At 56.5% G+C, this 13080-nt stretch carries 13 protein-coding genes, 3 tRNA genes and 3 pseudogenes; 11 read left to right on the top strand and 8 right to left on the bottom strand.

Going from position 1 to position 13080, the window contains the following annotated elements; all coding sequences use genetic code 11:
* From ASD64_RS20465 to ASD64_RS05495, 3 genes are all read right to left on the bottom strand, one after another.
* The coding region (locus ASD64_RS20465; RefSeq protein ID WP_244480718.1) for a GTP-binding protein at nucleotides 1–172 on the bottom strand (172 nt) is incomplete at its 3' end.
* Nucleotides 173–410: 238 nt separating this feature from the next.
* Nucleotides 411–484 (bottom strand) — tRNA-Gly (locus ASD64_RS05500).
* A gap of 23 nt (nucleotides 485–507) precedes the next feature.
* A tRNA-Tyr gene (locus ASD64_RS05495) sits at nucleotides 508–592 on the bottom strand.
* A gap of 192 nt (nucleotides 593–784) precedes the next feature.
* On the opposite strand from ASD64_RS05495, the gene ASD64_RS05490 reads away from it, so the two are divergent.
* Nucleotides 785–1648, top strand: a complete 864-nt coding sequence (locus ASD64_RS05490; protein ID WP_056101907.1) for a TrmH family RNA methyltransferase — start codon at nucleotides 785–787, stop codon at nucleotides 1646–1648.
* A 58-nt stretch (nucleotides 1649–1706) separates the two neighbouring features.
* Here the strand turns inward: ASD64_RS05490 and ASD64_RS05485 are convergent, their stop codons facing one another.
* Genes ASD64_RS05485 through gcl form a run of 3 tightly spaced genes read right to left on the bottom strand, consistent with a single transcriptional unit; the run spans nucleotide 1707 to nucleotide 5221 of the window.
* Nucleotides 1707–2591: a 2-hydroxy-3-oxopropionate reductase gene (locus ASD64_RS05485; RefSeq protein ID WP_056101905.1), complete on the bottom strand. Its 885-nt coding sequence runs from the start codon at nucleotides 2589–2591 to the stop codon at nucleotides 1707–1709.
* Nucleotides 2592–2617: 26 nt separating this feature from the next.
* On the bottom strand, nucleotides 2618–3415 hold the full coding sequence (gene hyi / locus ASD64_RS05480; RefSeq protein ID WP_056101902.1) for a hydroxypyruvate isomerase: 798 nt from the start codon (nucleotides 3413–3415) through the stop codon (nucleotides 2618–2620).
* 24 nt (nucleotides 3416–3439) lie between these two features.
* Complete coding sequence (gene gcl, locus ASD64_RS05475) at nucleotides 3440–5221, bottom strand: glyoxylate carboligase (protein WP_056101965.1); 1782 nt, start codon at nucleotides 5219–5221, stop codon at nucleotides 3440–3442.
* 208 nt (nucleotides 5222–5429) lie between these two features.
* Here gcl and bhcR point away from each other — a divergent pair, with 208 nt between their 5' ends.
* Nucleotides 5430–6245, top strand: a complete 816-nt coding sequence (gene bhcR / locus ASD64_RS05470; protein WP_056101901.1) for an HTH-type transcriptional regulator BhcR — start codon at nucleotides 5430–5432, stop codon at nucleotides 6243–6245.
* Between the two features lie 52 nt (nucleotides 6246–6297).
* Here bhcR and ASD64_RS21355 read toward each other — a convergent pair whose 3' ends face one another.
* Nucleotides 6298–6465: a hypothetical protein gene (locus ASD64_RS21355; protein ID WP_200957801.1), complete on the bottom strand. Its 168-nt coding sequence runs from the start codon at nucleotides 6463–6465 to the stop codon at nucleotides 6298–6300.
* 277 nt (nucleotides 6466–6742) lie between these two features.
* On the opposite strand from ASD64_RS21355, the gene ASD64_RS05465 reads away from it, so the two are divergent.
* From ASD64_RS05465 to ruvX, 9 genes and pseudogenes are all read left to right on the top strand, one after another.
* Nucleotides 6743–6817 (top strand) — tRNA-Thr (locus tag ASD64_RS05465).
* A gap of 277 nt (nucleotides 6818–7094) precedes the next feature.
* Nucleotides 7095–7274, top strand: coding sequence for a hypothetical protein (locus ASD64_RS05460; protein WP_056101898.1), 180 nt, complete (start codon nucleotides 7095–7097; stop codon nucleotides 7272–7274).
* A 713-nt stretch (nucleotides 7275–7987) separates the two neighbouring features.
* Entirely contained in the window at nucleotides 7988–9010 is a 1023-nt protein-coding gene (locus ASD64_RS05455) for a glycosyltransferase family 2 protein (protein ID WP_082549863.1), read from the top strand.
* Complete coding sequence (locus tag ASD64_RS05450; RefSeq protein WP_082549862.1) at nucleotides 9010–9729, top strand: class I SAM-dependent methyltransferase; 720 nt, start codon at nucleotides 9010–9012, stop codon at nucleotides 9727–9729. Before ASD64_RS05455 ends, ASD64_RS05450 begins: the two co-directional genes overlap by 1 nt.
* Nucleotides 9707–10087: an EamA family transporter gene (locus ASD64_RS05445; protein ID WP_156460023.1), complete on the top strand. Its 381-nt coding sequence runs from the start codon at nucleotides 9707–9709 to the stop codon at nucleotides 10085–10087. Before ASD64_RS05450 ends, ASD64_RS05445 begins: the two co-directional genes overlap by 23 nt.
* Nucleotides 10088–10115: 28 nt before the next feature.
* A complete protein-coding gene (locus ASD64_RS05440) occupies nucleotides 10116–12092 on the top strand; it encodes a hypothetical protein (protein WP_156460022.1) in 1977 nt (658 codons plus the stop codon).
* A gap of 83 nt (nucleotides 12093–12175) precedes the next feature.
* A pseudogene (locus ASD64_RS21960) lies at nucleotides 12176–12287 on the top strand (Holliday junction resolvase RuvX); the annotation flags it as partial.
* A pseudogene (locus ASD64_RS21955) lies at nucleotides 12287–12373 on the top strand (Holliday junction resolvase RuvX); the annotation flags it as partial. The pseudogenes ASD64_RS21960 and ASD64_RS21955, both read left to right, overlap by 1 nt.
* Nucleotide 12374: 1 nt before the next feature.
* Nucleotides 12375–12752 (top strand): Holliday junction resolvase RuvX (gene ruvX, locus ASD64_RS20460; RefSeq protein ID WP_244480716.1); only part of this gene is annotated, 378 nt, incomplete at its 5' end.
* Nucleotides 12753–12821: 69 nt separating this feature from the next.
* On the opposite strand, the pseudogene ASD64_RS05430 reads toward ruvX, so the two are convergent.
* A pseudogene (locus tag ASD64_RS05430) lies at nucleotides 12822–13040 on the bottom strand (DUF6105 family protein); the annotation flags it as partial.
* Between the last annotated feature and the right edge of the window lie 40 nt (nucleotides 13041–13080).

Below are 13080 nucleotides of genomic sequence, written 5' to 3'. Positions count from 1 at the left end.
TCGTGATGCCGCGCGCCTTCTCTTCAGGCGCCGCATCAATCTGGTCATACGCCTTGAAGTCGCCAAAATACTTCGTGATCGCCGCCGTCAGCGACGTCTTGCCATGGTCAACGTGACCAATCGTGCCAATGTTCACATGAGGCTTCGTGCGCTCGAATTTACCTTTTGCCATCGTCTCTTTCCTTGGGCGCGTGGAGCTTGGTTCAATCGGATGCGGGGCGATTAGCGACTGCCGCCAAAAAACACAAGCGTTTTTGCCAGAACCGCCGTACTGGCACCGCCCTTGCGCATCCGACTGTGGGGTTCTCGCAGATATAGGAGCAGGCCGGTCAAAATTTAAGTGCCCTGATCCGCTTCGCCGAATACGAAGGCGTGCCGCGCCACTGTTGCAGGGTGTAGAAAGCTGGGACTGGAGCGGGTGAAGGGAATCGAACCCTCGTATTCAGCTTGGAAGGCTGCTGCTCTACCATTGAGCTACACCCGCGCCGCTCGTCTCCGGTCCGGCAGTGGTGGAGGAGGTTGGATTCGAACCAACGTAAGCTGAGCTAACGGATTTACAGTCCGTCCCCTTTAACCACTCGGGCACTCCTCCAATCTGCCGACGGAGCCTTGCTGCGAGGCATTTCGCCGATCCCGGAAACGCTCCCGCCCCCGTAATCCGCGAAGCGCCTTATGGCCGCAAGGTTCTGGAGTGTCAACCGCGAAGCAGGCCTTTTTCGTCGCAGTTCTCGTGGCATCGACGCCCGCCATATGCAAAGCAAAGCGACATCGCTATAGAACCGTCATGACCGACACCAAAAAGCCCGGCACGCCCCCCGGAACTCCAAAAGATTCGCACTATGCCAAACTGCGGCGCGCCCACCGCGACGAGAAGGCTGGCGGCCCTCCAGCTTTTCGTCCGCGCGACAAGGTGCCGCCCGGCGAACATGCCGAAGGCGGGCTGGTGCGCCTGTACGGACTGCACACCGTGCGTGCAGCAATCGACAATCCACGCCGCAAGATTCATGGGATGCTGGTGACGCGCAATGCCGCCGAACGGCTTGGCATCGGCAATCTCGACGCCCTGCCCTTCAAGGCGGAACTTGCCGAGCCGCGCGACATCGACAAGATCACCGGTTCGGACGCCGTGCACCAGGGTGCACTCATCGAGGCGGAGCCGCTGAAACCCAAACGGCTCGACGCTCTCGGCGACACAAAACTCGTGCTGGTGCTCGACCAGATCACCGACCCTCACAATGTCGGTGCCATCCTGCGCTCAGCGGTTGCCTTCGGCTGTGGCGCACTGATCACCACCGCCCGTCACAGCCCGACCGAATCCGGTGTGCTGGCGAAGTCCGCATCCGGGGCGCTCGAGCTTATCGACCAGATCGAGGTGCGGAACCTCGCCGATGCGCTTGGCCAGCTTCACGATGCCGGCTTTGAAACCATCGGCCTCGATTCAGAGGGGCCGGCTGAACTCGAAAAGACATTCTCGGGCGACAAGATCGCCCTGGTGCTGGGTGCCGAAGGCAAGGGGTTGCGCCAGAAGACGCGCGAAACCGTCCACTCGCTGGCGCGTCTCGACATGCCGGGTGTGATCCGCTCGCTCAACGTATCGAACGCAGCGGCGATCAGCCTTTATGCGGCGACGAAGTTTCTTCAAAAATAGGGCAGCAGGCCAATAGAGGGGTCTAGTTCCCGCTGCCTGGCCGCCTATTTCCCTTGGCCTAAGCCACGTCGTGTCCGGCCATTCGCTCCAGCGCCTTGACCAGACCTGAATGATCGTCTTTCGCCCCGCCATTGGCGGCACAGGAATTGAATAGCTGCTGCGTGGTGGAAGTGTTGGGAAGCGAAACGCCCAGCGACCTGGCGCCTTCCAATGCCAGATTGAGATCTTTCTGGTGCAGTTCGATGCGGAATCCCGGGGCAAAAGTGCGCTTGATCATGCGCTCGCCGTGAACCTCCAGGATGCGCGACGACGCCAAGCCGCCCATCAGCGCCTGCCTGACCTTGGCCGGATCGGCACCGGCCTTGGACGCGAAGACCAGCGCCTCGGCAACCGCCTCGATGGTCAGCGCCACGACGATCTGGTTGGCGACCTTGGTGGTCTGGCCGACGCTGTTGGGCCCAACCAGTGTGATGTTCTTACCCATCTTCTCGAAGATCGGCTTCGCCCGCTCAAACGGCTTTTCCTCGCCACCGACCATAATGGTCAATGACGCCGCCTTGGCGCCTACCTCGCCGCCGGAAACCGGAGCGTCGAGATAGTCGCAGCCAAGTCCGTTGATCTTCTTGGCGAACTCCTTGGTGGCGATCGGCGAGATCGAACTCATGTCGATGACGAGCTTGCCTTTGGACAAGCCCGAGGCGACACCGCTTTCGCCGAACAGCACGTCGTCCACCTGCGGGGTGTCGGGAACCATCATGATGATGATGTCGGTTGCCTTGGCAACCGCGCTGTTGCCAGTGACTGCCTGCAAGCCCTTGGCGACGAGGTCTGCCGATGGCTTGGACCTGTGGTCGCTGGTGACGACCGTGTAGCCCGCATCCAAAAGGTGCCCCGCCATCGGCGCGCCCATGATGCCAAGGCCGATGAAGCCGATCTTTTCCATTATTCTTCTCCGAAAATCTTTTTGAATCAGGCCGCGACGCTGCCCTTGCCGGCAAATGGCTTGAACCAGCCAAGCCCGGCTTCGGTGCCGGCATTCGGCTTGTATTCAGCGCCGATCCAGCCCGAATAGCCGAGGCGGTCGATCACCTCGTACAGAAACGGATAGTTGATCTCGCCCGTACCCGGTTCGTGACGGCCGGGATTGTCCGCAAGCTGAATATGCGCGATGCGGCCAAGGTTCGCCTCCATCGTACGGGCGAGATCCCCCTCCATGATCTGCATGTGATAGATATCGTATTGCAAATGGAGGTTCTGCGAGCCGACCTTTTCGAACAGATCGAGCGCCTGCGCCGTGTTTGTCAGGAAGAAGCCCGGAATGTCGCGCGTGTTGATCGGCTCGATCAAAAGCCGGATGCCTGCCTGGCCAAGTTTGTCCGCAGCGAATCTGAGATTGCCGATGAAAACCTTCTCAAGCTCCTCGCGGGAAACGCCGGCCGGCGCGATACCGGCAAGGCAATTGACCTGGGGACAATCCAGCGCCTTGGCATAGGCAATGGCCTTGTCGACGCCGGCTCGGAACTCCTCGACCCGGTCTGGCAGGATAGCAATGCCGCGCTCGCCCTTGGCCCAGTCGCCAGAGGGAACATTGAACAGCACCTGGCTCAGGCCGTTCTTCTTGAGGCGGGCCGCCACCACTTCCGCTGCATGGTCGTAGGGCCCCAGATATTCGACACCTTTGAAGCCGGCGCGGGCAGCCGCATCGAAACGGTCGAGGAAATCATGCTCGCCGAAGAGCATGGAAAGATTGGCTGAAAACCGTGGCATGGCAGCAATTCCTTACAAACTGATTCAATCGAGCAGAACGATCGCGGTCGGAGCATCCTCGTTCTTTTCGGCAAGTTCCTCGAATTCGGTGACGTTGTCGATCTCGGTACCCATCGAGATGTTGGTGACGCGTTCGAGAATGAATTCGAGGACGACCGGAACCTGATATTCCTTCATGAGGCGCTTGGCTTCCGCAAAGGCATTGGCGAACTCCTCCGGCCGGCGCACACGCACCGCCTTGCAGCCCATCGCCTCGGCAACCGCGACATGATCGACACCGTAGCCGACTTCGGCATGGCCGACCGTGTTGACGTTCTCGAAAGCGAGACTGACTTCGTAGTCCATTGAAAAGCCACGCTGCGCCTGACGGATCAGGCCGAGATAGGCATTGTTCACGACGACATGGATGTAAGGCAGCTTGTGCTGCGCGCCGGCTGCCAGTTCCTCGATCATGAACTGGAAGTCGTAGTCGCCAGACAAGGCCACGATATTGGCGTCAGGTCGGGCTGCGCGAACACCCAGCGCCGCCGGCAGCGTCCAGCCCAGAGGCCCGGCCTGCCCGCAATTGATCCAGTTGCGCGGCTTGTAGACGTGCAGGAACTGCGCGCCGGCGATCTGGCTGAGGCCGATGGTCGTGACATAGGTGGTGTCGCGCCCGAATGCGTTGTTCATCTCCTCGTAGATACGCTGCGGCTTCAGCGGGACCTGGTCGAAATGGGTCTTGCGCTTCATGGTCTTCTTGCGCTGCTGGCATTCCTTCGCCCAGCCCGACCAATCACGCAGCTTGCCTGCCGTCTTCCACTCAGTGGCGACGTCGAGCAACATCTTCAGCGCGGCCCCGGCATCCGAAACGATGCCAAGGTCGGGAGCGAAGACGCGACCGATCTGCGTCGGCTCTATGTCGACATGGATGAATTTCCTGCCCCTTGTGTAGGTTTCGACGGAACCGGTGTGCCGGTTGGCCCAGCGGTTGCCGATGCCGAACACGAAATCCGCCGCCAGCATCGTCGCGTTGCCATAACGATGCGAGGTTTGAAGCCCGCACATGCCAGCCATCAGCCGGTGATCGTCGGGGATGGTGCCCCATCCCATCAGCGTCGGGACGACCGGGACGCCGATGATCTCGGCAAATTCAATCAGCAGGTCGGACGCATCGGCATTGATGATGCCGCCACCGGCGACGATCAGCGGCTTTTCCGCGCCATTCAACATCGCCAGCGCCTTCTCAGCTTGGATGCGTGTCATAGCCGGCTTGAAGACCGGCAACGGCTCGTAGGCATCGATATCGAAGTCGATCTCGGCCAGTTGGACATCGACCGGAAGGTCGACCAACACAGGGCCAGGCCTGGAGGAGCGCATCAGATGGAAGGCTTTTTGCAGCGTCATCGGAACCAGATACGGCTCCATGACGGTCACCGCCCATTTGGTGACAGGGGCGGCGATAGCTGCAATGTCGACCGCCTGAAAATCTTCCTTGTTGAGCCGCGCGCGAGGCGCCTGCCCGGTGATGCACAGGATCGGAATGGAGTCTGCCGAGGCTGAATAGAGCCCAGTGATCATATCGGTACCGGCCGGCCCGGAGGTGCCGATGCACAGGCCGATATTGCCGACCTTGGCGCGCGTATAACCTTCGGCCATATGCGAAGCTGCCTCGACGTGGCGCGCCAGCACATGGCGAACCGTGCCCCTTGCCTTCAGTGCGGCATAGAACGGATTGATGGCGGCTCCCGGCACGCCGAAGGCACATGAGACGCCCTCTTTTTCGAGAACGAGAACAGCAGCGTCGACAGCGCGCATCCTGGCCATGGCAATATCCTCCATCGGAGATCGTTGATGCCCCCAATCTGCCATTCGCCGCGCTATTTTTCAATTTTTTCAAAATATTTTTCCATTTTAAAGAAAAATACCCAACATATTGAATTTAATCACTTTCAGGTTTTTCAATTTATCGGCTTGGTAATTTGTTAAAATATTTTTTCATTGCGTGATTGCGCAATTTGATGAACAAGGAACAATGAGTACCGTCGAAAAGCGCCAGCGCGGAAGGCCCCGCGCCTTCAACAACTCTGCCGAAACGGGATCGGTCCAGGCGCTCGACCGCGCGCTGCGCATCCTGGCGATCGTTGCGGAAGGCAGTGGCCTGTCGCTGAGCGAGATCGCAGACAGTTCCAGCATAGCCGCATCCACTGCCTATCGGATGCTGACGACGCTTGAGAACCACGGCATGGTCGAGTTCGACAAGACCGAGCAGCTTTGGTCGATCGGTGTCGAAACCTACCGCATGGGTTCGGCGTTCCTGCGCAGCCGCAAGCTGGTCGACCGCGCCCGCATCGTCATGCAGGACCTGATGGAAAAGACCGGCGAAACGGCCAATCTGGGCGTGGCCGAAGACGACTGCGTGGTGTTCGTCAGCCAGGTCGAAACGCATCAGGCGATCCGGGCCTTCTTCAGGCCGGGCACGCGCACGGCCTTTCACGCCTCGGGCATCGGCAAGGCCGTGCTGGCGCATCTGGACGAAGAGCGTGTCACGGCGATCATCAAGAAGGCAGGATTGGAGGCTTTTACCGAAAAGACGCTGTCGACGTTGCCGGACCTCACCCGCAATCTCGCCGAGATCAAGACGCGCGGCTGGTCGGTTGACGACGAGGAGCGCAATCTTGGCATGCGCTGCGTGGCAGCAGCCATCTTCAACGAATTTGGCGAACCGGTTGGCGGCGTTTCCGTTTCAGGCCCAACGGTGCGGGTAACGCCGGAACGGCTCTTTGAGATCGGTCCGGCGGTGCGCGATGCCGCGGCGGCAATCACCGCCATGATCGGCGGCAAGGCCTGATGCCTGTGTGGCACGCCGCCAACTCTCCTATGGCAAAACGCCATTTGGGCTGTCATCCCATGCCGGTCACATGGCGCAGATAGAAGGCGAGCGCAACGAACCCGACCATCGTGGCGATGCCCGTCCAGTCGATGTTTTTGCCTCTCAATAGGCGCACGGCATTGAGCAGAGCCAACCAGACTGCCAGAACGATCAAGGCAATCACGACAAATCTCATCATCGAGTTCCCTCCGTCCCAAGGCTTACATCGCCAAGACAGGATGTAGCGCGCCAACGCGGAATTTTAAGCTGCGCTGAGGTTGACACGGCCTCGCTGGGACATTTGTCTTTACTGGCGCGGCAAATATGCTAACCGGAGCGCCGAGCCCGTGCAATTCATCTGGTGACAGTGGTTTTGTCATTGGAGGGCCAACGTCAAAGAATGAGACGGATCATGCGCTTAACGTCAGCGCGTCCGATCAAGTACCGAATTGGCACCGAAATCGGTGTCCGCCAGGGCCGGCGTAGCACAGCGGTAGTGCAGCGGTTTTGTAAACCGAAGGTCGGGAGTTCGATCCTCTCCGCCGGCACCATCCCCTTGATGGGTGGAAAACTACAGCACAGCAAGACCACATTCCTTGCGCGGGCATCGGCCCCCCGCGGCTTTCTCTAATGCCTCACCGCAAGCGGATCTCCGGTCGCTCAACTATCACCTCAAGACTTAACAGAATCGGGCGGAGCCGTAATCTTCGCCGGGTGAAATCTCAGCGGCAGGCCAGTTACCGTAGCGGCTCTATGCCACAACGCAAGACTTAGCCGCAGGCATATATATTCCGTTGGAAACCCAGCTTTTTTTGAAAGATGAATCCAATGGCCTCACTCTCCTCAAGCATGATAGTCATCATCAAGGTTTTATTGTTGCTCGCGATTTTTCTGAGTGCAGGCGCGAGTTTTGGTTATATGCACGCCCTTCTCGTCATAGCGATGGCCGCATCGGCAGCTATGCTTTCCGCATTCCTTGCCGTTGCTTGGTCCAGAGACGCACATTGACCTGGCGGTTCAGCCATTTCGGTTCGCATCGCCATCCAGATGACGCTCTTGGAAAGTTTCACAAGTAGGACAGTGTACCTGCTGCACCACACGGCGAGACCGGCGAACGGCCAGATCGCTCGGAGCCAGATATCCGGCTCACAAGAGATAGCGGCTATCAGCGCATTTTTGCCAAAGTCTCTTTCGGGAAAGTGATTAGTCTAGTGCTGTCATCGCGCCTCCCCCCGATTAGGTTTTCGCAATATATCGCGACAGCGAAATCGAGATGGATCCCGTCTGCTTGCCTAGCGTTGGATCTGCGCGTTCGCGAGGTGAACCGTGATATCGGCCCAACGCATATTTGAATGTCCCGCGTCGCAAGCACATGGCAGCGATCCGGCTTTGGGCAAGACAGGTTGAGCGTGTTGGTGTCGAGCACTCATGAACTGTGCTGCACAGATTCCAGCCGCATGATTGATATTCGAGCATTCGATGGATTGCCGGACTTGTGCCAGATACCGCCTACGCTATGACCCCGTTAAGTTTTCACTTGTTAATTCTTTTGAGGGCGGTAGCATTGGCTTAGTTCCTGGATGAATCTGTGCTATCGCGGCTCACAAACGTGCATGAACTCATAGCTGGTTGAATGGAATTGACATTATCCACCTATTTTGTTGCCAGTTCGCAAAGGGAGTGTCATTCAAAACTCAAATAAAGGGTCAGGGGCGAGTATTTTGGCTCATCGCAAAATCGCCGTGGTTATTCCCAGCTACAATGTACGTCGCTACATACTCACAATAATAAAACATATCGGCCCGGAGGTATCATCCATCTACGTCGTGGATGACGCCTGCCCAGAAAAAAGTGGACAATTCGTCGAGACAACAACACAGGATCCGCGCGTGCGCGTTCTTTACAACGCGCAAAATCTTGGCGTAGGCGGCGCGACGATGGCCGGAATGACGCAGGCGGCTGCGGACGGTGCCGATGTCATCATCAAGATCGACGGCGATGGCCAGATGGACCCGGCACTGATCCCGAACTTCGCCAATATCATCCTTTCCGGCGAGGCCGACTACGCCAAGGGTAATCGGTTTTTTGAGCCGGAAGGTCTGACAGACATGCCTCTCGGACGCTTGATCGGAAACGCCGGCCTTTCCTTCTTGGCCAAGATCTCGAGTGGCTACTGGTATAGTTTGGACCCCACCAACGGTTTCGTCGCTATACATGCCAGCCTGATCGAATTGTTGCCCTTGGATAAAATTTCGAAACGTTATTTTTTTGAGTCCGACCTTTTGTTCCGCCTCAATATCCTCAAGGCGCGGGTCATTGACGTGCCGATGTATGCCCACTACGCGGACGAAGTTAGCAGCATGAAGCCGCTGCGAGAGATCCCGCGTTTTGCCGCTGCGCATATGAGGAATTTCGGCAAGCGCATCTTCTACAACTATTTCGTTCGCAACTTTAGCCTTGCTTCGGTAGAGTTGGTGTTGGGTACAGTCCTCATGGTGTTCGGCGTCATCTACGGACTCTTGCATTGGGGCGCGGAAGTCCCAGCGACTGCTGGGACGGTAATGATTGCCGCGTTGCCGATCATCATCGGCGCCCAACTGCTGCTCGCCTTTCTCAACTACGATATTCAGTCAGTACCTCACACCACGCTGCATTTGCGGCTGACCACTTCGCGCCGGCCTATGCGTGCCTTGAGGCATGGGGCAAAACACAGCGAGCCCCCGGAATATAAAAAGGGCATTTGATGGATACGAAAGCAGGCGCGGCTGCGGACCCGTCTAAGAACTACCGCCCTATCCCAAACCACGAAACGCTGGCGGCCCGCTGGCTGGAGAGCTACGACAAGTCCAATTACGACCGCGGCTTGTCTGCTTATGTGCTGAGACACACTCATGCGCTCATCGAGCGGCCTTTTGGCCCTGACGTATCCTTTTCGCAAGTCCTGGAAGTGGGGGCTGGGACTCTGGCCCACCTCTCCTTTATCCGACATAGATTCGGACGCTACATAGCGTCCGATTACGATCAGTCCGTCCTTGACGCGGTAAGGGACAAGCCGCGACCTGAGGGTGTTGAACTATTGAAATTGGATGGGGTTTCCTTACCCTTCGAAAACGACAGTTTCGACCGCCTGATTGCCACCCATGTCCTGGAGCATGTTGCGTCTCCGCATTTGGCGGTCGAGGAATGGGTACGTGTTCTGAAACCCGGTGGCGTGCTCTCGCTCATCCTGCCGTGCGACCCGGGTTGGGCGTGGCGCTTTGGTCGCAATTTCGGCCCGCGCAAGCAGGCACAAAAAGCGGGCTTGCCTTACGACTATTATATGGCCCGCGAGCATATAAACAGCATCTTCAACCTCAATCAAATCCTTAAGTACCACTTTCCAAAGCGAGATGTGACGTGGTGGCCATTTCGCTTGCCATTACCCGATCTGAATTTGATTTATGCAGGTAATTTCTATGTTTAATATAAATTACCTCTTCGTCCTAACCTCAGTTGTTATCATCGCATGTGGCCAGATCATTTTCAAATACGCAGCAAAAGAACTGCACATCGACCCCACTCAAGCATATGTTGCCATTTTAAGAGCTAACGTCTATCCCTTTGGATTGGTCACGATCGCACTCGCGCTTTACCTGATCTCAACCGTCGCATGGGTGCAAGCCCTGAGAACAGTTCCTCTTTCCATCGCGTTTATGTTCAATTCCATCGCATTCATCCTTGTTCCAATCGCATCTTCGTTGTTATTTCATGAGCCGATCTCACGACATTTTATTCTTGGTATGGCGCTGATCATTGGCGGTATTATTCTGATATCGCGTTGAAACGATAAATAATCGGTAATCTCCAGTAATGTATAATTGCCCTCAAATACCAAATGGAATTTTCAACTCTCGAATTAAATGGACAATCCTCGCAGCCCTTTCAATCGCCTATATTTCGTTCAATTTAAGCCCAAGTTCTTACGGCTGCGGTCTAGACGGCATAGGCGCAGCAAACAACGGCCTGATCGCCTTCCATTGCCAAGCTTGGCGTTCAGATGAATACTCTGTGCTGACTCCATATTTCCAAAAATCCGTTTTGAATAAATACGGAAGCATCAACGAATTCAGCCCTTACAAGGAACGCCTTATATCGTTCTTTGCGCTCCCGACCTTAGATTGGGGTTTGATCTTTCGCCCGCAAGTCTGGCTTTTTCATATCTTGTCTCCTGCCAAAGCATACTCCGCCTACTGGCTGACGCTTATGTTATCGATGCTGACTAGCTCTTACTACCTACTAAAATTTGCAGGTCTATCCCGACGGATTGCCATATCTGGCTCTCTGTTGCTGTTCTTTAGCCAATACATACAGCTATGGTGGACGATGAATGCCGGCGTCTTTGCATTTATTGCATGGGTCGGCGTCGCCATGCTGGCAAATGTTGGTTTCTTTCGACGTCTTTTTCTTATTTTTCTGACGACGAGCGTCACATTATTTTCATTCCTCTATCCTCCGTTCCTGATCGGGGGAGGCCTTGCCGTGGGTGCATTTGTTTTGGCGACATCGCCGCACCGCTTTAGAGATTGGCAATTTCTTTTCGCCGTTGGGTTGGGTGTTGCCTGCGCCTCGTTATGCGCCGCCTTTTACTATTGGGATCTTTACACAGCCATAAAGGATACTGTTTATCCTGGCCGGCGCGTGGCGAACGGAGGGGGTCTAAACCCAATTCAACTCCTTGGCCACGTCCTCCCTTATCTTACAACTACGGGCCAGCACGAAGGCGGTGCGGATAGCTCAGCAATAGCCGGACTTAACCCAATTGAAATTGCCGTAATAGGCTCGTGGCTGCCCCTGCTGCTCGTGATCTTTGCGGCGCGCGGTAGTTTGTGTCGCGCCCTTAGAGAAAATCTCTGGTTCATCTCGGTCATGACGTCCCTTCTAGTGCTTCTTCTTTTGTGGATGACCACTAGTTGGGTTGACGTATTGTTTGGAATAACCCGGCTGAACCAAATGCCCTCATATCGGGCCCTTTATGGGTTCGGAATGGCGTTTCTGCTGACACAGATCTATCTTGCGCCGCGGATTACATTTCAGTTCACTTTGAGCCGGTTTTTCATATTTGGCTTTCTGGTCATCATTTCCGGCCTGCTTTCCACTTTGATTGCAAAAGAGTCGGGTCAGTTCAAAGAGGGTGTCCTGACGCTCCTGAGAGCCGATCGTTCTGATTATGTCGTCTTCGTTCCACTAATAATCGCCGCCGCTTTCTGGTGGAGCCTCGCCGCTCACGAGCGAGTCCGCTCGCTGTTCTCCTCTCCTGTTCCGCTGCTTCTGATTGCGAGCACAACTTCGATCCTGACCTTTGGCCTCTTCAACCCTGTCCAATCGACCCGCGTGATTTTCGAGGCGCCCGACTCCCCGATTACTCGCGCCCTCGAACAGGCGCAAAAAGAACCAGTCGAGCGCTTTTTGGCAGTGGAAGGAGGGGGGGTACTGTTAAGTGGGCTGGGATACAACGTCATCAACGACACCCTGCTGTATCCGCAATTGGATTTCTTTCGAAAGCTCTATCCAAACATCCCAGATTTGGAGTTTCTCAACATCTTCAACAGGTATGCTCACATCATCATTTCCTCGGGCGTGGATCATCCGACACTTCTGCAAACTGACGCGATTGTCCTTCCTAGCCGGACATTCACGATGGTGAGCACTTCCTGCCCCCAATCGCTTCCACCTGATTTTAATGCAAAGCGCTATCTTGAACTTCAGCCGGACGTTGCTGAAGCGGGGATGGATGCCGGCACACACTATCTTCTATACGGCTGTAAGGAAAACAGAGACTATCGCTGAGCGTGTGGTGGCCTGCCACTGAAGGTTAGTTCGGTTGCCACCAAGCCATGAAACGCTCTTTGTCAAAGGAAGGTCGGCACGGTTTGAACGTCATGGAAGTCGAAGACCTTCCCGCACTGCTTGAAGCGGGAAAGACCGTTGCCGGTCTCGACCTTGGCGACAAGACGATCGGTGTCGCCGTTTCCGACCAGCGGTTCTCCTTCGCCCACCCTCGCCCGGTCATCATGCGCAGGAAATTCTCGCTCGACGCCGCAGACCTTCTCCGATTGCTGCAAAAGGAGNTCCGACCAGCGGTTCTCCTTCGCCCACCCTCGCCCGGTCATCATGCGCAGGAAATTCTCGCTCGACGCCGCAGACCTTCTCCGATTGCTGCAAAAGGAGAGCGTCGGCGCAATCGTGATCGGATTGCCGATCAACATGGACGGCACCGAAGGGCCGCGCGYGCAAAAATCGCGGGCCTTCGTGCGCAACATGGCGCGGCTGACCGACCTGCCGTTCCTGTTCTGGGACGAGCGCCTATCGACCGTGGCTGCCGAGCGCACCCTGATCGAGATGGATTTTTCGCGGAACAAGCGATCCGGCAAGATCGATTCGGCCGCCGCCGCCTTTATCCTGCAAGGCGCTCTCGACAGGCTCCGCCAGTTGCGGGTCCAGCCCTGACGAACCGGTCCCGTCCCGCTTGGCCTTGATCCAGGCCATGATCGCCTTGCGGCGGCGGAACGCCCAGAAGGCGAGCAGCAGCAACGTATCGACGATGCAAGCCTTGGCGACCATGCCCGGGATGATCGTGGGATCGATGCCGAGAATCTGGCCGTATATCTGAAACAGGAAATCGTGGAACTGCCGGCTCAGCATGACGTAGCCGAAGTTCATGTCGTTCAGCGAGACGAAAAACCATCCCCAGAACAGGACGAGCGGCGCAGCCCACAGCGCGAAAATGTAGCGCATCAGCAAGCCCCTTCCCGGAGGCTTCCACTGGCGTTCATTC

This window comes from Mesorhizobium sp. Root157, assembly GCF_001427385.1.
In the GTDB taxonomy this organism is placed as follows: domain Bacteria; phylum Pseudomonadota; class Alphaproteobacteria; order Rhizobiales; family Rhizobiaceae; genus Mesorhizobium.
Note: the sequence above shows the minus strand (reverse complement) of the source record. Positions and strands in the feature narration are given on the sequence as shown.